The organism is Cognaticolwellia aestuarii (assembly GCF_002000025.1).
GTDB classification, from domain to species: domain Bacteria; phylum Pseudomonadota; class Gammaproteobacteria; order Enterobacterales; family Alteromonadaceae; genus Cognaticolwellia; species Cognaticolwellia aestuarii.
Window position 1 is genome coordinate 163,389 of sequence record NZ_MUZV01000006.1, and the last position, 20,062, is coordinate 183,450.

A 20,062-nucleotide genomic window follows, 5' to 3' on the forward strand; every position below is an offset into this window, starting at 1 on the left:
TGGGCTTTTTTAAAATTTTTCTAAATAGCATTTTTAAATACACGAGGCATATCATGAGTACCTTAGAAAACTACGCACAACGTGCACTTCATATGATGGACTTAACCAGCTTAACCGACACTGAAAGTGCCGAAGATATCATTCAACTGTGCTCAAATGCTAAATCACCTTGCGGTAATACTGCCGCCATCTGTATTTTTCCTCGCTTTATACCGCTAGCGAAAAAAACACTGGCAGCGCAAGGTACGCCTGAGATCAAAATTGCTACTGTTACTAACTTCCCGCACGGTAATGATGATATCGATATTGCTGTCGCAGAAACTAAAGCAGCAGTTGCTTACGGTGCAGATGAAGTTGACGTTGTTTTTCCTTATCGAGCCTTAATCGATGGTAATGACACAGTAGGGTTTGAATTAGTAAATGCATGTAAAAAAGCGTGTCCAAGCCATGTACAGCTGAAAGTTATTATTGAAACCGGTGAACTTAAAACTGATCAACTTATCACCCAAGCCAGTGAAATTTGCATTGCTGCAGGTGCTGACTTTATCAAAACTTCAACGGGTAAAGTAACAGTTAATGCAACGCCAAAATCAGCAGAGCTAATGTTAAGGGTGATCAAAGACAAAAACACTCAGGTTGGTTTTAAGCCAGCTGGTGGCGTTAAAAATGCTGAAGATGCGAAAGTTTACCTTGATTTAGCTAATGATATTCTTGGTGCTGACTGGGCAACTAAAGCGAACTTTCGATTTGGCGCCAGTAGTCTATTAACGAATTTGTTAAACACCTTAGGTGCAAGCAACAAAACCGCAGATCCAACAAGTTATTAAACAATAATTAACGGTTTCTAGTAACCATAACTCAGGTATAAAATTAGCGATGGCACAACTATATTTTTATTATTCCACCATGAATGCCGGTAAATCGACCCACTTATTACAATCTTCGTATAATTATCGTGAACGTGGTTTAGGAACCTTATTATTTACTGCTCATATCGACGATAGATTCGCTAAAGGTAAAGTATCTTCACGTTTAGGTATTCATGCTGATGCACACTTATTTGACGATAACACTAATGTATTTAATGAAGTAAAACAGCAACTTCAAGAAGGTAAAATCGCCTGTATACTGATCGACGAAGCGCAGTTTCTAACTAAAGCGCAAGTTAAGCAGCTAACCGATATTGTTGATGAATTAAAAATTCCTGTACTCGCTTACGGTATTCGAACTGATTTTCTAGGAGAAACTTTTGGTGGTAGTGCTGCCCTGCTTGCTTGGGCCGATAAATTAGTAGAATTAAAAACCATTTGTCATTGTGGTAAAAAAGCTAATTTTGTCATGCGCTGTGATCAAGAAGGTAATGCAGTTAAGGGGGGTGAACAAATCGAAGTGGGTGGTAACGAACGCTACGAATCATTATGCCGAAAGCACTTCAAGGCGCTTGTTTGGAATTAACACTGAGTCATTAAAATAAATGCCAGTAAATAATCTATTAACTGGCATTCATGAAGATATAAGGCATGGCAAAAGCATGCCTTTTTTGATCTTAATTATTTCAACCTAATAGCATTAAAGCTACTTTGAAATAGTTTGATAAATAACCGGTGTTTCTTCATTTTGCGTTTCATTAATCACTAATGAACTCAGGTATTGTTGACTAGCAAGCGATGCAGAGCTTTCATCGCTCGCGTGAACACGCGCTACTACATCACCACGATTAACTCGCGTACCTGTAGGCAAAATACGATCAAAACCAACGCTATGATCAATTTGCTGACCATTAGCAGTTCGACCACCTTTTAAACCAACGACAGCCATACCAATATCACGTGTTTGCATACCATTAATGTAACCATGCTCAGGTGCAAGCACGTCAACAATAATATTACCACGCTGCATTGAACGCCATGGATCTTCCATGAAGTCACTTGGACCGCCTAACGCATGGATCATTTTACCAAAAAGTTCAGCGGCAGCGCCAGAAGCTAAAACGCCATTGATTTTTTTCAACGCTTCATCTTCGTTTGTTACAACTTTTGCACTCACTAGCATAGCTTTTGCTAACGAAACCACAACGGCATGTAAACGTGGCTCTCTGAGTGTGCCGTTTAAATATTTTACCGTTTCAGCCATTTCTAAGGCATTACCTGCGGTAGCGCCAAGCACTTGATTCATATCAGTAATAATAGCTTGAGTAGGCACACCTGCACCATTTGCCACATTAACAATGCTTTGCGCTAGCGCTTTAGCATCATCAATATTAGACATCATAGCGCCGTTACCAACTTTGACATCCATCACTAATGAGTCAAGACCAGCGGCTAATTTCTTAGATAAAATAGATGCTGTGATCAACGGAATAGACTCAACCGTAGCGGTAATATCACGTATACCATAAAGACGTTTATCAGCTGGAGCTAAATTATCGGTTTGCGAGATAATCGCCATGCCCAAATCTTTAACGATACGTTTAAATTCGCCGATACTCGGTTGAACATTAAAACCCGCAATACTTTCCAATTTATCAGAAGTACCACCGGTATGACCTAAACCACGGCCTGAGATCATAGGTACATAAGCACCACAAGCTGAAACGATGGCCGCTAACATGAAGCTAACTTTGTCACCAACCCCACCGGTAGAATGTTTATCAACCACTGGACCATCTAATTCCGGCCATGACAGCACATCACCTGAATTTTTCATTGCCATGGTAAAATCGATAATTTCTCGCGTTTCCATGCCTTGTAGAAAAATTGCCATTGCCATAGAGCCTGCTTGAGCATCATTAAAATTTAATGTTACTAAACCATCAACAAAGTATTGTATTTGTTCTTGGGAGAGTGAACCACCATTGCGTTTGGTGCGAATTATTTCTTGTGGTAATAACATTAATTTTAATCCTTATTTTTCAAGTAAATCTTTTGGCGTAAAAGCATCAGGTAATAATTCATTAACTGTCCATTGCTTTCTATCGTTGTTATGGTTAACGGCCATAACTAATGCCTGCGGGGCTAAAAATTCAACAATCACTTGTCGACAAGCACCACAAGGCGGCGTTAGCTTTTCTTGATTAGTATAAATAACTATCGCAGAAAACGCCTTTTCGCCTGATATAACGCCTTGTGCTAAGCAGTTACGCTCCGCACAAACTGTTAAACCGTACGAGGCATTTTCAACGTTACAGCCCTTAACAATATTGCCAGTAACGGTTAACGCAGCGGCACCAACATGAAAATTACTGTAAGGCGCATATGCTTTGCTGAAACCATCTTTTGCGGCATCAACAAGTGCTAATAGCTGATTATTTTCGATATTAAACATTTACAAACCCTTTAACTGACCAAATGGTCAACTTATTCGTTATGCTAATAAAATAGTCTTAAAAAAGCAACTCAAGAATGATAATTTACTGCACTTTTTATGTTGTACGTTATTTAAAGCCCAAAGTTTGTAAAATTTTCAGTAAAAAAAACCGCACTATAAAGTGCGGTTTAATGTTACGGAACAATCATTTTTGATTAGAAAGTGTATCTAACACCGACTTTAATGTACCAAACTGATTCTTCGCCTTCGATGTCATAAGAACTTACATCACCACCTACAGGACCAATGCTGCTGCGACTGTTCGGGCTATAAACGATTTGGCCGTTGTCATTCCATTCAGCGTTAGCAAACTCTTTGTTGTAGTCGCCATCTGTTGGGCTATAAACATGACCCCAATCTTTGTTGATTAGGTTAGCCAAGTTTTGTACGGTAAAAGTTAACGTACCTTTATGACCTTCCATAAAACCAGGAATATCTTGTTGGATTGATAAATCCATTGTCGTTATCCAAGGACGTCTTGAAGAGTTTTTATCAACAAAACCACCAGCATAACCAGCCAAACCTGCAGGATTCACATAATCAGCCATTAAATCAGCGTAAGTCATACCATTATCATAAGCTACGTTTGGATCATCAGCACCCGTTGGGATATAAGGCGTTTTAGCATTATATTTAGACAGGTAAGACTGGTCACCTAGATCACCGTTTTTATAAGTACCTAACACCCAACCGAAAGGTCGACCTGAACGACGTTCAAAGAATAAGTTAATACGTGTGTTATAGCCTTCGAAGAAATCTTTTGTATAACCTAAAGTAACTTTTAAGCTATGCTCAATTTCATAATTACCTGTACCTAAAGTATCAACGTTACGACCGGTATCATAAACATTATATTTGTAGTTAGACGCAGCTTGAGAGCTCGTACCTGTATTACCATCAACAACATCTTGATGCGTATAAGATACGTTCATATCAAAGCCATTATCCCAGTTTTTATTCAAACTAGTCGAAATAACATTTGAGTGACCATCTCTGTCAGCATTAGTGAGTAAGATATCGTAGTTATCTGGGCTAGTGGCATCAAATGGTTCATAAATAATACGGCCATCTTTAGTCACTTCACCACTTGGTTGACGGTTCAAATCGCGCCATGCTAATGAATCTTTCTTTTGAACATATATGTATTCACCAGACCAAGTCCAGTTATCACCTAAAAGTTCACTATCGAAATTATAATCAAAACCAATGCTATAACGCCACTCAGATGGTGTTTTAAAGTCTGAATCAATTACGTTAGTTTCACCATCTGGAGTCACATTAGCTAATGAATCTTTAATATCTTGCGGTACAGCAAGTGAAGTTAAGTCTGTGTAATCAGCAAAGTTAGTTACGTAATTGATACCTGTTTTACTGTAAGAGTTAGAGATCCATACATTTGGCTTACCACCACTAAATAGACCAAAGCCACCACGAACAGTTAGGTCATCGCTTGCATACCAAGTCATACCAACGCGTGGTAACCAAATGTCTGTACCATCAAGGTTTTCTTGGTTGTCGTAACCGTAACGATCATAAAACTTAGAGTTGAACGAAGGTTTGTCATTAGAGAAAATTCTTTCGTAACGTAAACCAAATGATAAATCGATATCAGTACTCAGTGCCCAATCATCTTGTACGTAGAATGAGTAAGTGCCCATCACTAATGACGCAGCAGTATCTGCTTGATTGTTAGTCGGTGCATTGCCGTAATAAAGCTCACCATTACCAGCAGCAAAATCATCAATACTATCAAATGTCCATGTACCTAGTGTTGCTTCAGCAAACATGTTGAAAATATCATTTCTTTCGTATTGAACACCAAAGCTCAATTTATGATCGCCAACTAAGTACTCTGCATCCAAGTTTGCACGCCAAGTTTTAGTTTCTAAAGCATTTGCATGACGGTAGTTATCTGGACCAAAGTTAATTGCTCTATCGATGCTAACTTTACCATAATCACGTGTTGCAACACCTGAGATTGATTCTACATCTTTATAAGACACAGCAAACTCTGTAGTTAAATCAGAATTCCAGTCAGAATAAAGGTGTAGTGCATAAGAGTTCATATTCTGTTGATAATCATACCAGTTAGTTGAAGTATTTAGTGTACTTCTACCATCAGTAACATTACGAATACTGTTGCTTTCATCTTGGTTAAATGTAAAAGCAGCACGGTGATCATCATTAATGTTCCAATCTAATTTAATGAGGATTTTATCATCGACTTCTTTTGGATTACCATCCCAACCACCAATGTCTGCAATGCCGTATCTCTCACTAGCAATCGCAGCAATTTGGTTATATTCATCCAAGGTTAGGTTAGTTGAAAGTGGCTTACCACCGCCTGCTGGGCCGTAATCAGAAACAGTAGGCTTTTCAAAGCTTTCATAATTAGCAAAGAAGAATAATGTATCTTCAATCAGTGCACCACCTAAGTGAACGCCCCAAGTGTCACTTTTAACACCTTCAACTTCGTTGCCTTTTGAATCGTTGGTATCGTAGTCACCAGCCCAACTATCAGATGTTTTCTCATAGAAAACACCACCATGCAATTCATTAGTACCTGATTTAGTTACCGCATTAATACGCGCACCACTAAAACCACCAAATTTTGCATTGTAAGGGTTAGTATCGATTGAAATTTGTTCTATCGCATCCAAAGAAATAGGTGAACGTTGCGTAGGGTAACCATTGCCATTCAAGCCAAAGTCATCGTTAAGGCCTACACCATCAACATTTAAGCTGTTAAAGCGAGGGTTAGAGCCTGCAACTGAAAAGCCATTGTCATTACCGCCTAAAGAAGTTGCTAATGGGTTTTGTCTTAAAATATCTTTTAAATCACGGTTAAATGAAGGTGAGTTTTCAATAGAATCTGAACCAAAGAAACTTGAGCTACCCGAATTTTGAGTAAAAGATGTTTGACTGCCAGTAACCGTAATTGTTTCGATATTTTGTATTGAATTTAATTGTTCATTCAAACGAAATGTTTGTCCTAACTGAAGATAAACATCGTTTTTCGCCACATCTTGAAATTTATCTGAATCGATAACAATCTGGTATGGACCACCAACACGTAAGCCACCAGCATTGAATGATCCAGTATCGTTGGTAACGACTTCAGTAACTGTACCTGAAGGCTGATGGATAAGCATAATCTTAGTGTTAGGCGCAGCTTGACCGTTAGGCCCTACTATTGTACCCCTAACAGAAGATGTGGTATCAGCAGCCATAGCTGATGTTGACAATCCTAGTGCAAGTACAACTGCGCTAGTAATGTGAGAGAGACGATGATTTTTCATCATATTATTCCTTGGTAATAGTTAAATTTTGTTATGTAAAATGTTTAATTTAGTTTCACTTAGCTAATTTTTAATCTATTTATTATTTTTTTAAGTGTAATTCGGGTGAAATTAAAACAGAGTTTTCTTACATTTTCATTACAAAAATTTACATGCTTGTTTCACGATTTTTTTATTTTTAAATAAAACTCAAAAACCAAACAACCACAACCATAAAATAACAATATAAAACAATAGGATAACGATTACATTAAAACAACGGGCAAAATCACTTATAACCTAATTTTAAAAATAACAAAAACTATATAACAAAAAATCATAAAAACAAACCATATGGTCAAGATAAAATAAAGTATGATTTTAGTTAAGTTTATAAAGGGCTGTGTTAAATAGAAAAAATTAACCATAAGAACAGATTGTTTAAAATTATCTAAGCTTTGCCATTTACGCATTAGAAAACGTATTAAAACAGTGCCTTAAAGACTAATTCAAATTAAACTAGTTGATTTTCATCAAAAATCCATTGATTTAACGTCGATACCGCTAATGTTAGCAAGTAAGAGCAGTTGAAAATAATCTTATGTAAGAAGCGCTTTAATGATAATGGAATAAATCCATTAAAATGTAACATCAGCGTAATAGACTAGCGTTAATTGAAAATAGCTAAATATAAATAGAAAGGTTATTCGTGTGAGCAACAATACCACCAGTGAAAAGCAAGGCAGCATTCGAGCAAGAAGTGAAGCCATTATCTTAGCTTCAGCCCAAAAAGAATTTATTTTACAAGGATATAAAGGTGCAACAGTGCAGTCTATTGCCGACACTGCAGGCCTACCGAAAGCAAATGTTCTCTACTACTTCAAAAATAAAGAAAATATTTATCATGCAGTATTACAGTTAACCCTTGACACTTGGGATCAAGGAATTGGTGATATTGATAGCAGCGACGGCCCTGTTGTTGCCATTGAAAAATTTATAGCCGCAAAAGTAAAAATGTCATTTGAACATCCGCAGGCGTCAAAAATTTATGCCATGGAAATCATTCAAGGTGCGCTACATTTAAAAGAATTTGCCCGAACTTATTTACGCCAATGGGTGCGCGAAAAGGCAAAATTATTCCAAGTGTGGATTGATAATGGTGAAATGGTCGATGTCGACCCGGTTAAATTGATTTTCCTAATTTGGTCTTCAACGCAGCATTATGCTGATTTTGAACAACAAATATTAACCATAATGAATCGTGCTGATTACGAAGAAGACGATATTACCCAAGTGACTAACTTTTTAACTGATTTTATATTACGCGGTTGTGGCTTAAAATAGGGATCAGATAAAATGAGAATTATCACCAAGCTATTAGCAACGTCATTGCTAATCTATTCGGGAATGGCTATGTCAGCAACAACTGAGCACTCTTCACCCAAGCTTCGCATTGCTACGTTCAATGTCAGTATGGAAGCTTTAAATTACTTGCCAAAAACAAGTAATACCAACGCCAAGGTTAAAGGTGATGAGCTAGCAGTAGCACTAACACAAAATCATCCGCAAATAAGAAACATTGCCGAGATAATACAGCGTGTCAATCCCGATATAATTTTGCTGAATGAATTTGATGGCAATGATGAAAATCATCAGTCATTAAAGATTTTTTTATCTCAATATCTAGCTAAAAATCAGCAAGGCAATGCTGGCGTACACTACCCTTATTTTTATCAAGGCCCTGTTAATACCGGTGTAGCCACCGGTTATGATCTTAATAATGACGGTAAAAAGGCTCAATTGCCTGGCGATGCCTATGGCTTTGGTCATTTTTCAGGCCACTTTGCCATGGCGCTGTTATCTAAATATCCGATTAATGTTGATGAAATTAGAACTTTTCAATTTTTTAAGTGGCGAGATATGCCTAATGCCTTAATACCGATTGACCCCACCACCGAGCAACCTTGGTATAGCGAACAAGCATGGAACAATTTTAGGTTATCGTCAAAGTCGCACTGGGATATTCCACTTAACGTTAATGGCAATGAGCTCCACATTTTAGCCAGTCACCCTACTCCACCAGTATTTGATGGCCCTGAAGATCGCAATGGTAAACGAAACTTTGATGAACTGCGTTTTTGGACTGACTATTTAACGCCAAGTGCTTCAAGTTATATTTATGATGATAAAAATAACTATGGTGGCTTAGCTAAAAATAAAGCATTTGTGATCCTAGGAGATTTAAATTCTGATGCAGTCGATGGCAATTCTATTAAGACAGGTATTCGCCGTTTAACCCAACATCCACGTGTTATCGACCCTAAACCAACAAGCATTGGCGGAAAAGCACACAGAGCAGAAAACCCGAATGCTAAATATCATACCGCATTTTGGGGTATGAGAGCTGACTACGTGTTACCAGCCAAAGCACAGCTCAAAGTGCTTGATTCTGGCATTTTCTGGCCGCAAGTCAATGCGCCTGAATATCGTTTAGTTAAGGACCGTGCTGCGTCATCTGATCATCGCTTAGTTTGGGTCGATGTCGCATTTAAGCATTCAGTAAAAAAATAGCCGTTTAGCGCTTCAATTACCTTGTATATTTACCGGAAATAAAGATGAAAAAATTCGTACCAACGTTATTAACTAGTTTGATGATCATGTCTTGTAGCCAATTACAAACTGATAATGCTCAGCAAGCAAGGGCATTATCGCCACATACTGCTGTAAGCGACGCACCTCAAAATATTATTATGATCGTGGGTGATGGTATGGGTCCAGCATACACGAGTGCTTATCGCTACTTTCATGATGATCCTAAAACGCAAGCCATAGAAGAAACCGTATTTGATCGCCACCTTGTTGGCAGTAGCAGCACTTACCCTGCCCGTGTTTCTGGCTATGTTACCGACTCAGCAGCTGGCGCAACTGCGCTTGCTACTGGAACAAAGTCATATAATGGCGCAATTGGCGTTGATGTGGATAAAAAACCTGTTGAATCCGTACTTGTTTGGGCTAAAAAGCAAGGTAAAAAAACCGGTATGGTAGTGACCTCACAAATCAACCATGCAACACCAGCGTCTTATTTAGCACATAACGAAAGTCGAAATAATTACAACCAAATAGCTGATAGTTTCTTACAAGCTGCTGACAATATTGATGTTATTTTTGGTGGCGGTTGGCAGTACTTTATCCGTGAGGACGTCAACCTCGTCAATGGCTTTAAAGCAAAAGGCTTTAATTATATTGACAGTTATAATCAACTTGCCAGCCTGAAAAGCGGCGAAAAGGCATTAGGGTTATTTGCTGATAAAGGCTTACCTTGGGCACTTGATGATACTAATTCCCATCGTTTATCGGCCATGACAAAAACAGCGATCTCACAGTTAGAAAATGAGCAAGGTTTTTTTATGCTGGTTGAAGCAAGCCAAATCGACTGGGGCGGACACAGTAATGACATTGCTGCGGCCATGTCTGAAATGGACGATTTAGCCAAAACCCTTGAGTATTTAGAAGGCTACGTTGAGCAAAACCCGAACACGTTAGTGGTTCTGACCGCAGATCACAGTACTGGTGGTTTCACAATTGGTAAAGATGGCGACTACTTATGGCAACCAGATGTGTTACGCAATATGATCATGTCACCGTCAGCTATTGGCAAAGCTTTAGCAAAAGAAGTACTCATCAAGGCTCAGATCAGTAAAATGCTTAACTTTAACATCACCGATGCTGAATTTGCGCAACTAAATGCAGATAAACAAGCTGGCGAGCAAGCAATGGCTGAATACAGTGCGTTAAGCACAGCCGATAAAAAACAAGCACGTAAGCCATCATTAGCAAAAGCAATGCACTTAAGCATTAACCACCTTATTGATCAACGCACTATCACAGGTTGGACAACGTTTGGTCATACCGGTGTTGATGTCCCTGTTTTTGCTATGGGCAAGCAAAAAGAACTTTTTCAAGGCTTAAGTGATAACACTGATATTGCCAAGAAGATTTTTCTTCTGCTCGGCAAAAATTAGTTCAAAAATAGACCGTACTATAGTGCACCGTTATCAAAAAATGCCGAGTAAGTTAAATCTTACTCGGCATTTTTAGTTATTTTCGCCAATTAAGCTATCAATTAAGCACGCAAGTATTTTATTACTTTGCTCAGTACTATAATTGATTTAACTTAAGGATATTTCCCGTTTAATGACGTTATTCGTATCTTCACTATGCGTTTAACTCAGCATTAAAACGATCAAAGGCTATCGTTAAATCATCAATTAAGTCATCAACATTTTCTAAGCCAACATGTAAACGAATTAATGGAAATTGATAAGGCCAAGTGGTTGCGGTTCGCATGTTATTAACGCTGGAAATACCTAAAATAAGACTTTCAAAACCGCCCCATGAATAACCCATTTTAAAATGTTTCATACCATCTAAAAAGGCCGTTAACGCGGCTTGGTTCCCCTTGTTGAGTACAAATGAGAATAAACCGTTCGAGCCAGTAAAGTCACGTTGAAAAATCTCATGTCCCGGGCAAGACGGTAAAGCCGGATGCAAAATAGTTTCAACTTCTGGTCGCGTAGATAACCAATTCGCAATTTTCAAGGCACTGGTTTGATGTTGCTGCAAGCGCACATTCAAGGTTCTAATACCGCGCATTGCTAAATACAAATCATCTGGTGAGGTGCATTGTCCCATGGTATAGCTACTTTCGCGCAATTGTGGCCAATGCTCAGCTGTTGCCGTTGCAGTACCCAGCATAACATCTGAATGGCCAACTATATATTTAGTCGCTGCTTGTATTGAAACATCTACGCCATAATCGAAGGGCTGAAAATTCACCCCTGCTGACCAAGTATTATCTAACATCACGATGCAATCATGACGATGAGCGACTTCAGCAATCGCCGGTACGTCTTGAACTTCCATGGTAATAGAGCCTGGTGACTCTAAAAAAACTAATCGTGTGTTTGGCTTAATAAGTGCTTCAATATTTCTCCCCATAAGAGGATCGTAATAAGTCGTTTCAATACCCAGTTTAGCCAGTACTTTATCGCAATAATCACGGGTAGGTTCATAGGCGGTATCGACCATTAAAATGTGGTCGCCTGTTTTAACGAACGCTAAAATAGCATTAGTTATTGCAGCGGTACCTGATGGATAGAGTGCACAACCCGCACCGCCTTCAAGCTCGGTCATCGCATCGCTAAAGGCAAATGACGTTGACGTACCTCTTCGACCATAAAACAACACCTGATTGGTTTTATTTGCTGTGGCATGCTTCATTTCTTTAACAGAGTTAAATACCACTGTCGAGGCACGCTCTACTGGCGGATTAACAACACCGCGTGTCCATTGACTTTTACGACCGGCATTAATGAGTTTGGTTTCTTTTTTCATCTCTAGTTTACATCCCACAGTCAATATTAAATTATAGCTATCTAGCCATCTATAATATTTATAACGTGAATTACTGACAGAAGCACGATTTATTTTGACATATCTTAGAGACAGTTGATCTTTCGAATTTGTTTTTGTAGCTATTTTTTGTCTACCTATACAAGACAGAGCCTTTTCTGGGGGCTATTTCACCTAAAAAGGCGATAGCACAGTAAAAAAATAAACAAACCTTGCACGAAAGATCAGGCTAAAAGCGCTGTATGACTTGTTGTGTAGTGTTTGCTTAGAATGACTAGGTTATGCACAACTCGTCGCGACTAACATGCTTTTATCTGCAATAAACTACAATCACGAAAAAGCAACAGCACTAAGTAATGTAATTTATTAATCGGTAAAAAAACAATAAGGGGGTAACTGTCGTTTACTTTAGACTTTAACGTTCAAATAAACTCATTTGGCTATTGGTGATTTCATCAAAACTAGTATTGATAAATGGTAGTATGGCATCGGCTACTGCCATTAACTGTCGATCGATATACAGTTGATAATCTAGCGGCGCGCTCTGACATCCCCTAGCTTGTGGGCCATTAACCGTCATCACATATTCGATCCAGCCTTTATTTTGGTATTTAAGTGGCTTACCCTGGCGCTGATATATTTCATCAGCAAGTCTTGCTGCTCTCACATGTGGCGGTACATTTTTAACATAATGCTCGAGCTTTCTGCGTAAGCGTTTACGATAATACAGTAGATCATCGTGCTTGCCCGCTAACGTATCAGCCACCATTTGTTTAATATATTCAGCAACAGGCTGACGATTAAACACTTTTAAATACAATGCACGTTGAAATTGTTTCGCAAGTTCAGTCCAGTCGGTACGAACACTCTCTAAGCCTTTAAATATCAACTGTTGTTCATCACCCTTTTGCACTAAGCCGGCATAGCGTTTCTTCGTGCCGACATCTTGGCCACGAATGGTTGGCATTAAGAATTGACTAAAATGAGTTTCAAATTCAATTTCAAGCTCACTTGTTATGGCGAATTCTTCCTTCAACCTTTGTTGCCACTTGCGATTAATATCATCTTGTAAACTTTTACCAAGCGCCCTACTATTTACATCACTTTCATCATTACCCACATGAACAAATATCGAATCTGTATCGCCATAAATCACTTGATAGCCTTTTGCTTCTATCCACGCTTTAGTCATTTTTAATATGCTATGGCTTCTTTTGGTGATTGACCCAGATAAACGCGGATCAAAGAAGCGGCAACCGGTTGAACCTAAGACACCATAAAATGAGTTCATAATAATCTTTATTGCTTGTGATAAAGCGGCGTTTTTATCTTGCTTGGCGATATCGCGTTCTTTCCACAAGCCATTGATAATATCCGGCAGAAAGTGCTGTTCTCGAGAGAAATAAGCACCATCAAAGCCCTCAATCGCTGTTTCTGGCGACTTTAGCCCTTCTATCAATCCCATAGGGTCAATATTAAAACTACGAATAATACTCGGGTATAGACTTTTAAAATCTAGCACCAATACATTTTGATAAAGCCCCGGTGTAGAATCCATCACAAAACCGCCGGGTGACTCAAAACCTTGATCGCCATCTCCCATGTTTGGTGCAACATAACCACTTCTATGAAGCTTTGGCAGATATAAATTAGTAAAGGCTGCCACTGAGCCACCAACGCGATCTATAGCTAAACCGGTTAATTGCGCGCGCAGCATGGCAAACTCTAATAATTGCGTGTGCTGAAAAATTAATAACACTAAACGGCAATCTTCTAGGTTATACCTTGCCAACGCAGTTTTATCATGATGAAAATTATTGGTAATTTCTTGCACTCGATTATCAACATCAGTAACTTTTTTTCCGATACCTAATAAGGTATTAGCAACATTATCGAGTGAGAAGCTCGGGAAATTGTAAGTAGCGGTTTTAAGCAAATCGATACCATCAAGCACCACACGGCCCGCTATTTCAACAAACTGTTGTTCACTGGTTTTATTTCTTCGCCAATAAGGTGTGCTACTGTCACGACCAACCGTAAACTTAACACCATGTAAGTCATAGCGTTTTTGTAATAAATCAAAGTCAAAGTTAATAACATTCCAACCGATAATAATATCGGGGTCATGGTCACTGAACCAAAGTAATAAACTGTTTAATAATTGTTTTTCATCTGCTTGCCAAACAATGTCGACATCAGTAGTTTTTGCTTGTTCACAAGCAATTTCTTGTTGATCCGCAATCATCAATACTTGTTGACAATGCTCGCTATATAAGCCGATAGAATACAACTCTCCTGACATTGAGCATTCGATATCAAGCGATACCGTTGTTAAAACAATATCTTTTTGTAGGGATTTATCTACCCGTTTACATTTTACCTGTTCAAAACGGCGATAATAATGATTATCCGTTAATGATAAACTGGCTTGTTTGCCGGCAAAAGTAATATCAGCGGTAATAAAACGCTCCATTAAAAAACGATCGTCAGGCCTAATATCATCCTCATAGCACTTAATACCCAGTTGTTTTAAAAGCTCTCGCGCTTGGTAAAACTCACGTAACGTTAAAAAGTAAAGGGCAACTACATTCGCTTGATTAAAAGCCTTTAATGCCAGCGGCTTAATTTCATCAAGGTGAATAGCGTGTTGAGTTAAAATACTTTCGGCTTGTTGCGCTGATGTTTGTTCAACAAAAAAAACCGCGCGTTCATTACTAACAATAAGTTGTGCTGGCCCTGTTGGGGTTTTTAACCACAAGCAAATTTCAATATGGTTATTGCGGTCTCTCGCACTTCGGGTCAGCAAAAAGCCCCGCATAGCAGCGGGTAATTGTCTAGATTCAATGAATTGTTCTGGAGAAATTTGCATTAATGGTTCTAATTGTTGACGGTAAACTGTTAATATATACAGCAGTGTAAATCATCTATTGTCGATAGGAAACTACAGCGCCAATGTTAAGCGATAAAATTAAACAAGTTATTAGAAGCTCCTATAAGGCCATAGGTGAAAACCTAACCAACTTCAACCCGCGTAAGCAACAAACATTTTTAATTGCTGAAATTGCTAAAACCCTTGCCGGTGATTACGACAAAGTCCGTAAAATAATTACCATTGAAGCCGGCACCGGCACAGGTAAGTCATTAGCTTATTCTCTGGGCTCTATTCCGTTAGCGTTAAGTCGTCACAAAAAAGTCTGTATAGCGACAGCAACCGTAGCACTGCAAGAGCAATTAGTTGATAAAGATCTACCCTTTTTGAAAAAACACAGTGGTTTAGATTTTAACTTTACCTTAGCAAAAGGTCGACAACGTTATGTTTGTCGACAAAAGCTCGCGCTCGCTGTTGCCAACGACGATAGCCCACAAGCCGGTTTTACTTTTGCAGAAAAACCCCAAGCCAGTGATATTCGCACCTTAAATAATATGCACAAAGCACTCAATGATAACACTTGGCCTGGTGATATTGATGCTTGGCCTGAGCCGGTAAACCATCATATTTGGCAACAAATACAAGCCGATAAACATAGCTGCTTAAAGCATCTGTCAGACCATAGTCATTGCCCTTTTCATAAGGCAAGAGAGACCATGGAAGCCGCTGACGTTTTAGTGGTAAACCACAGTTTATTACTGGCTGACTTAGAGCTTGGCGGCGGGAAAATTTTGCCTCCTCCAGAAGATACTTTTTACATCATTGATGAAGCTCATCACCTACCAAAGGTAACGCGTGACCACTCCAGTGCTAACTTGACCATCAAGGGAGCCATTGACTGGCTTGGAAAGTTACAAGAAACCGGTGATAAAATAGCAAAACTCGTTAAATCTAACAGTGCAATTTCACCATCGGTAAAACTTGCCGATGATTGCCAAGATATATTGCGCGATATGCAAAAAGTATTGAGCTTAATCGACAATAATCGCAGTCTGTATTTCAATCAATCAGCTAATAGCAATAGTCAATTCCAAGCACAAAACCAGACCCTACAATACCGTTTTGAAAATGGCATTATTCCCCAAACATTGAAAAATTTAGCGCAGGACTTAACCGACAGTTCCAAGAAGTGTTTAGCGCATTTAAACAAACTTTATAATTTGTTGATGGAGTCGGTTAAAGATGGCGATACCCAAATGTATTTAGCTGAGCCATTATTGGCTGAATCGGGTTTTATGATCCAACGTTTAGAAAACTTTAATGCCTTATGGCAGATGTACGCGAAAACTGATAGTGAAAAAGGCGCGCCTATGGCACGTTGGCTAGAACAAATTGAAGGTAAAAGAAGCGACTACCTCATTAGCGGCTCGCCTATCGAAGTCGGCTTTACTTTAGAAGATATGTTGTGGTCAAAATGCGAAGGAGCCGTGTTATGCTCTGCCACCATTTTAGCGCTAAACTCCTTTGATCACTTTCGCCGTCAAGCAGGTTTGAGAAACGATGACGGCAGTCAATATCAAAAAGTAGATTCTCCTTTTGATTACCAAAATAATGCTCAACTACTTGTACCAAAAATGCAATATGAACCCAGTGCTGATCAGTTTACTGATGAATTGATTGCCAAACTGCCAGCACAAATTAACCGTGGTAAAGCCACCTTAGTGCTTTTTTCCTCCTATTGGCAAATGGATAAAGTGGTTACTGCCTTGAGAGAAAAAACAAAGCTCAGTATTTTAGTGCAAGGTGAACAATCACGACAAAAAATTATTGAAACTCACAAAGGCCTCTGTGACAAAAAACAAGATAGCATTATTTTTGGTACGCAAAGTTTTTCAGAAGGTTTGGATTTACCGGGTGAGTATCTCACCAACGTGATTATTACTAAGCTGCCTTTTTCAGTTCCATCTTCGCCTGTAGAAGAAGCACAAGCTGAATATATTACCGCAAAAGGTGGTAATCCGTTTATGTCAATTTCAGTGCCTGAAACGTCAAAAAAACTCATTCAAGCCACCGGGCGTTTATTGAGAAATGAAAAAGATTATGGTGTTATCACCTTAATGGACCGACGTGTCGTTAATAAACGTTACGGTAAAGACTTATTAAACTCTCTACCTCCATTTAAACGCGTCATTGAATAATTTACCATTTATAATACGATAGAGATAAGCAATTAGCTTTGTTAGCTATTTGCTTAATAACGCTACTGAATAAAAAATCTTAAAGTGTGCTATTGATAAAGACTAACGATGTTGATCAATCAGAATAACATTGCCGTCAGGGTCTAAAAATGAAAAACTCGCCGGTCCGCGCTTGTCCGACATATTTTTATGTGTCACCTCAATACCTTGCTGTTCAAGCTCAGACATTAATTCTCTAACATCGTTAAAATCATCAAGCGCTTGCGCATCTTGATCCCACCCGGGATTAAAAGTCAGCATATTGGCTTCGAACATCCCTTGAAAAAGACCAATATTAGTTTCACCATTTTTCATAATTAAATAATGATGTGATAATTCACCAGCAAAAACAGTAAAACCAAGGTTTTGATAAAAGTCTCGTGATTTTTCTAGATTTTTTACAGCTAAACTTACTGAAAAACAACCTAATTTCATGATGGTATCCTTAGTATGGCGCCGTAACTAAATGCTGTGTTTATGATTGTATTAAGGCAGTATTTTCATGTTTCACTGTCAACTGCACTCACATCACCAGCTTAAAGCCACCATTCAAGTATTGCTATTTGGTGATTAACCATAGGGCATGTAATACCCCAGGAATAAAAAACAACAAGGATAAAATAATATTTATCACTAAATCTTTCCCCATACCCGACTTTAAAAACACCGCCAGCGGAGGTAATATAATTGCGATAATAATATGGACTAATTTGTTCAAAGTGACTCCCGTTTGCATTACTTTCTTGTCCTTTATTATTAGCACAACCAACAGCATTTGCGGCATTAAAAGTATGATTGAGGTAAATAAACGATATTACCTGCACGAAATCAAACAATGACAAGCGAAAACTTTGCATTAACATAAGAAAAGCCAAGACGGGAAACCTTGGCTTTATTAAGCTTATTTATCAACGTTTTTTATTTAGTAGCAAGCAATAGCGTTCAGCGCCAGCCGCTAGTTATTTCACCTCCTGGCTTTGTAAAGTTTGTTAAATAACCTGAACTCTGGATAAATAAGTCAATCACAGTTCCAGATAACAAGTAAATTTTGTCGAGCTAAGTCACTAGACCCGGTTAGCAGTTAATAGTTTTGCGCCGTTTGAGCATTTTCTTGTTCAGGATTTTTGTTTGCTATCGCCGTATTTTTTAATTTAATAACCACACGACGATCATAAAAACTGATTTCTTTATCTGCCGAAGCAACAACCGGCTGTTGTTCACCATAAGCAAATAGATTAATTTGCTCTGCCATTACGCCTTGATCAATCAGGGCATTTTTAACGGCATTAATACGTGCTAATGAAAGCGCTTGGTTTAACTCCTCACTGCCTTGTTTGTCGGTATAGCCTGAAAGATCTAACGTTAAATGCGGCGATTGTTTAACAATTCGCGCTAAACTAGCAATTTGTTCTTGGTAATGCGCTTTTATTTCACTCGAGCCGGTTGAAAACTGCAAACTCATTAATAAGTTTTGCGCTTGTAACAGACTTGCTGCCTGATAATTTTGCTCTAACGCAAGCAGCTCCCTTTGATAGCGTTGCTCTGATGCGGCAATTTCTTCTTTATATCGTGCCAAAGCCATTGCATTACTTTGTTTTTCCAATAAATAAGCGCTTGATACATTTTCTATTTCATCTTCTGCATTGATATTTTTAGCAATGAGATTACCCGCTACGCCAGTAACAAATGCACCAATCGGACCGCCAAATATGGCTCCAATGACCATACCAGCTCCTAGTCCTATTTCTTCTTTTAACTGTGCTGCATCTTCTTGTTGGCTTTTTAATTTTTCTGCGTTTTCATAGTTATTAGCGAACACAGGGCTTATAGCTAAGCTCGAAATTAATGCCGCACCGATTAAGGTGTTTTTCGTAACTTTTTGCGCAAAAGAACACATTGATTTTGTCTTTTGAGTGTTGTTATCTACTGTCATTGAATGAGTCATCATCTGAGTACCTCTAGTTAATAATGTGAGTGATGTATGCTTACTAACTAATTTCTTAATTAGCTTGTTTGTTTTGATGATGCTATTAAACCTTAAGAAAACGACGACTTAAGGCCGCAAAAATGACAATTCACTGCGCAAATGTGGCAACATTATGGCAATTGCAATAATTAGCAGCTTAGATGGGATTTATTCGATATTATCAGGCTCAAATAACCGAAAAGGATCAGCAATCATCATGTTAAAACGCATCGCAATCGTCGAAGATGATGCCGCAATCAGAGAAAACTATGCCGATGTGCTACGTTTACAAGGCTATCAAGTACAAACTTACGCAGATAAATCTTCTGCTATGCAAGCTTTTAGCTTGCGTCTGCCTAATTTAGCGATTTTAGATATTGGTTTAGAACACGAATACGACGCTGGTTTTGAACTATGCCAATGGCTACGTACCATGTCGACCACGCTGCCAATTATATTTTTAACCGCCCGAGATAGTGAAGTTGATACCGTTTCTGGCTTACGCATTGGTGCCGATGACTATCTCACCAAAGATATTAGCTTACCGCACCTTGCTGCTCGTATTGCTGCCCTTTTTCGACGCCAAGATGCACTCGGTAAACCCCAACAAGCTGATCATATGCTCACTATCGGACCATTAACCGTTGACAGTCAGCGTATGAGTATCGAGTGGCAGGGTCAAAGTGTCGATTTGACCATTACAGAGTTTTGGATGTTATACGCTCTGGCTAAACATCCTGGCCATGTAAAAAACCGTAGTCAATTAATGCAAGATTCGAAAATCTATGTTGATGACTCAACCATTACCTCGCATATCAAACGAATACGAAAAAAGTTCGCTCATATCGATAACGAATTTAATTGTATCGAAACAGTCTATGGCATGGGCTATCGCTGGAATCAAACCCCAACTGCAATCACATAAGGGCTTTAA

The 20,062-nt window shown here is 38.7% G+C and carries 15 protein-coding genes; 7 read left to right on the forward strand and 8 right to left on the reverse strand.

Annotation, left to right across the window (positions count from 1 at the left end; genetic code table 11):
- Positions 1-53: 53 nt before the first annotated feature.
- Both deoC and B0169_RS10900 read left to right on the forward strand, forming a co-directional pair.
- Positions 54-827 carry a deoxyribose-phosphate aldolase gene (deoC, locus tag B0169_RS10895; RefSeq protein ID WP_077286002.1) on the forward strand — a complete coding sequence of 258 codons (774 nt, stop codon included), beginning with the start codon at positions 54-56 and terminating at the stop codon, positions 825-827.
- Positions 828-876: 49 nt separating this feature from the next.
- Positions 877-1,455 (forward strand): thymidine kinase, encoded by a 579-nt coding sequence (locus B0169_RS10900; RefSeq protein ID WP_077286003.1) that lies wholly within the window; start codon positions 877-879, stop codon positions 1,453-1,455.
- Positions 1,456-1,575: 120 nt separating this feature from the next.
- Here B0169_RS10900 and deoA read toward each other — a convergent pair whose 3' ends face one another.
- The 3 genes from deoA to B0169_RS10915 form a co-directional block, all read right to left on the reverse strand.
- The gene (deoA, locus tag B0169_RS10905; RefSeq protein ID WP_077286004.1) at positions 1,576-2,892 is read right to left on the reverse strand and encodes a thymidine phosphorylase; all 1,317 of its coding nucleotides are present in this window, start codon (positions 2,890-2,892) and stop codon (positions 1,576-1,578) included.
- 12 nt (positions 2,893-2,904) lie between these two features.
- Entirely contained in the window at positions 2,905-3,324 is a 420-nt protein-coding gene (locus tag B0169_RS10910; RefSeq protein ID WP_077286005.1) for a cytidine deaminase, read from the reverse strand.
- Between the two features lie 197 nt (positions 3,325-3,521).
- Positions 3,522-6,668, reverse strand: coding sequence for a TonB-dependent receptor (locus B0169_RS10915; RefSeq protein ID WP_077286006.1), 3,147 nt, complete (start codon positions 6,666-6,668; stop codon positions 3,522-3,524).
- Positions 6,669-7,355: 687 nt separating this feature from the next.
- Here B0169_RS10915 and B0169_RS10920 point away from each other — a divergent pair.
- From B0169_RS10920 to B0169_RS10930, 3 genes are read left to right on the forward strand one after another with little or no spacing between them, the layout of a single operon-like run.
- Positions 7,356-7,988 carry a TetR/AcrR family transcriptional regulator gene (locus B0169_RS10920; RefSeq protein ID WP_077286007.1) on the forward strand — a complete coding sequence of 211 codons (633 nt, stop codon included), beginning with the start codon at positions 7,356-7,358 and terminating at the stop codon, positions 7,986-7,988.
- Between the two features lie 12 nt (positions 7,989-8,000).
- Positions 8,001-9,215 (forward strand): endonuclease/exonuclease/phosphatase family protein, encoded by a 1,215-nt coding sequence (locus B0169_RS10925; RefSeq protein ID WP_077286008.1) that lies wholly within the window; start codon positions 8,001-8,003, stop codon positions 9,213-9,215.
- A 44-nt stretch (positions 9,216-9,259) separates the two neighbouring features.
- Positions 9,260-10,666: an alkaline phosphatase gene (locus tag B0169_RS10930; RefSeq protein ID WP_077286009.1), complete on the forward strand. Its 1,407-nt coding sequence runs from the start codon at positions 9,260-9,262 to the stop codon at positions 10,664-10,666.
- Positions 10,667-10,859: 193 nt separating this feature from the next.
- Here B0169_RS10930 and B0169_RS10935 read toward each other — a convergent pair whose 3' ends face one another.
- Together B0169_RS10935 and B0169_RS10940 are read right to left on the reverse strand one after the other, a co-directional pair.
- Positions 10,860-12,038, reverse strand: a complete 1,179-nt coding sequence (locus B0169_RS10935; RefSeq protein WP_077286010.1) for a cystathionine beta-lyase — start codon at positions 12,036-12,038, stop codon at positions 10,860-10,862.
- A gap of 433 nt (positions 12,039-12,471) precedes the next feature.
- Positions 12,472-14,925, reverse strand: coding sequence for a DNA polymerase II (locus B0169_RS10940; RefSeq protein WP_202971824.1), 2,454 nt, complete (start codon positions 14,923-14,925; stop codon positions 12,472-12,474).
- A gap of 83 nt (positions 14,926-15,008) precedes the next feature.
- On the opposite strand from B0169_RS10940, the gene dinG reads away from it, so the two are divergent.
- Positions 15,009-17,123, forward strand: a complete 2,115-nt coding sequence (gene dinG, locus B0169_RS10945) for an ATP-dependent DNA helicase DinG (protein ID WP_077286011.1) — start codon at positions 15,009-15,011, stop codon at positions 17,121-17,123.
- 102 nt (positions 17,124-17,225) lie between these two features.
- Here dinG and B0169_RS10950 read toward each other — a convergent pair whose 3' ends face one another.
- From B0169_RS10950 to pdsO, 3 genes are all read right to left on the reverse strand, one after another.
- Positions 17,226-17,597 carry a VOC family protein gene (locus B0169_RS10950; RefSeq protein WP_077286012.1) on the reverse strand — a complete coding sequence of 124 codons (372 nt, stop codon included), beginning with the start codon at positions 17,595-17,597 and terminating at the stop codon, positions 17,226-17,228.
- 124 nt (positions 17,598-17,721) lie between these two features.
- Positions 17,722-17,880 (reverse strand): YqaE/Pmp3 family membrane protein, encoded by a 159-nt coding sequence (locus B0169_RS10955; RefSeq protein WP_273205687.1) that lies wholly within the window; start codon positions 17,878-17,880, stop codon positions 17,722-17,724.
- A gap of 363 nt (positions 17,881-18,243) precedes the next feature.
- Positions 18,244-19,110, reverse strand: a complete 867-nt coding sequence (gene pdsO, locus B0169_RS10960) for a sortase-associated OmpA-like protein PdsO (RefSeq protein WP_077286013.1) — start codon at positions 19,108-19,110, stop codon at positions 18,244-18,246.
- A 235-nt stretch (positions 19,111-19,345) separates the two neighbouring features.
- Between pdsO and pdsR the strand changes: the two genes are divergently transcribed.
- The gene (gene pdsR, locus B0169_RS10965; RefSeq protein ID WP_077286144.1) at positions 19,346-20,053 is read left to right on the forward strand and encodes a proteobacterial dedicated sortase system response regulator; all 708 of its coding nucleotides are present in this window, start codon (positions 19,346-19,348) and stop codon (positions 20,051-20,053) included.
- Positions 20,054-20,062: the final 9 nt, after the last annotated feature.

Coding starts and splice junctions, on each gene's coding strand:
- deoC (WP_077286002.1), top strand. CDS start 54: ATGAGTACCTTAGAAAACTACGCACAACGTGCACTTCATATGATGGAC.
- B0169_RS10900 (WP_077286003.1), top strand. CDS start 877: ATGGCACAACTATATTTTTATTATTCCACCATGAATGCCGGTAAATCG.
- deoA (WP_077286004.1), bottom strand. CDS start 2,892: ATGTTATTACCACAAGAAATAATTCGCACCAAACGCAATGGTGGTTCA.
- B0169_RS10910 (WP_077286005.1), bottom strand. CDS start 3,324: ATGTTTAATATCGAAAATAATCAGCTATTAGCACTTGTTGATGCCGCA.
- B0169_RS10915 (WP_077286006.1), bottom strand. CDS start 6,668: ATGATGAAAAATCATCGTCTCTCTCACATTACTAGCGCAGTTGTACTT.
- B0169_RS10925 (WP_077286008.1), top strand. CDS start 8,001: ATGAGAATTATCACCAAGCTATTAGCAACGTCATTGCTAATCTATTCG.
- B0169_RS10930 (WP_077286009.1), top strand. CDS start 9,260: ATGAAAAAATTCGTACCAACGTTATTAACTAGTTTGATGATCATGTCT.
- B0169_RS10935 (WP_077286010.1), bottom strand. CDS start 12,038: ATGAAAAAAGAAACCAAACTCATTAATGCCGGTCGTAAAAGTCAATGG.
- B0169_RS10940 (WP_202971824.1), bottom strand. CDS start 14,925: ATGCAAATTTCTCCAGAACAATTCATTGAATCTAGACAATTACCCGCT.
- dinG (WP_077286011.1), top strand. CDS start 15,009: ATGTTAAGCGATAAAATTAAACAAGTTATTAGAAGCTCCTATAAGGCC.
- B0169_RS10950 (WP_077286012.1), bottom strand. CDS start 17,597: ATGAAATTAGGTTGTTTTTCAGTAAGTTTAGCTGTAAAAAATCTAGAA.
- pdsO (WP_077286013.1), bottom strand. CDS start 19,110: ATGATGACTCATTCAATGACAGTAGATAACAACACTCAAAAGACAAAA.
- pdsR (WP_077286144.1), top strand. CDS start 19,346: ATGTTAAAACGCATCGCAATCGTCGAAGATGATGCCGCAATCAGAGAA.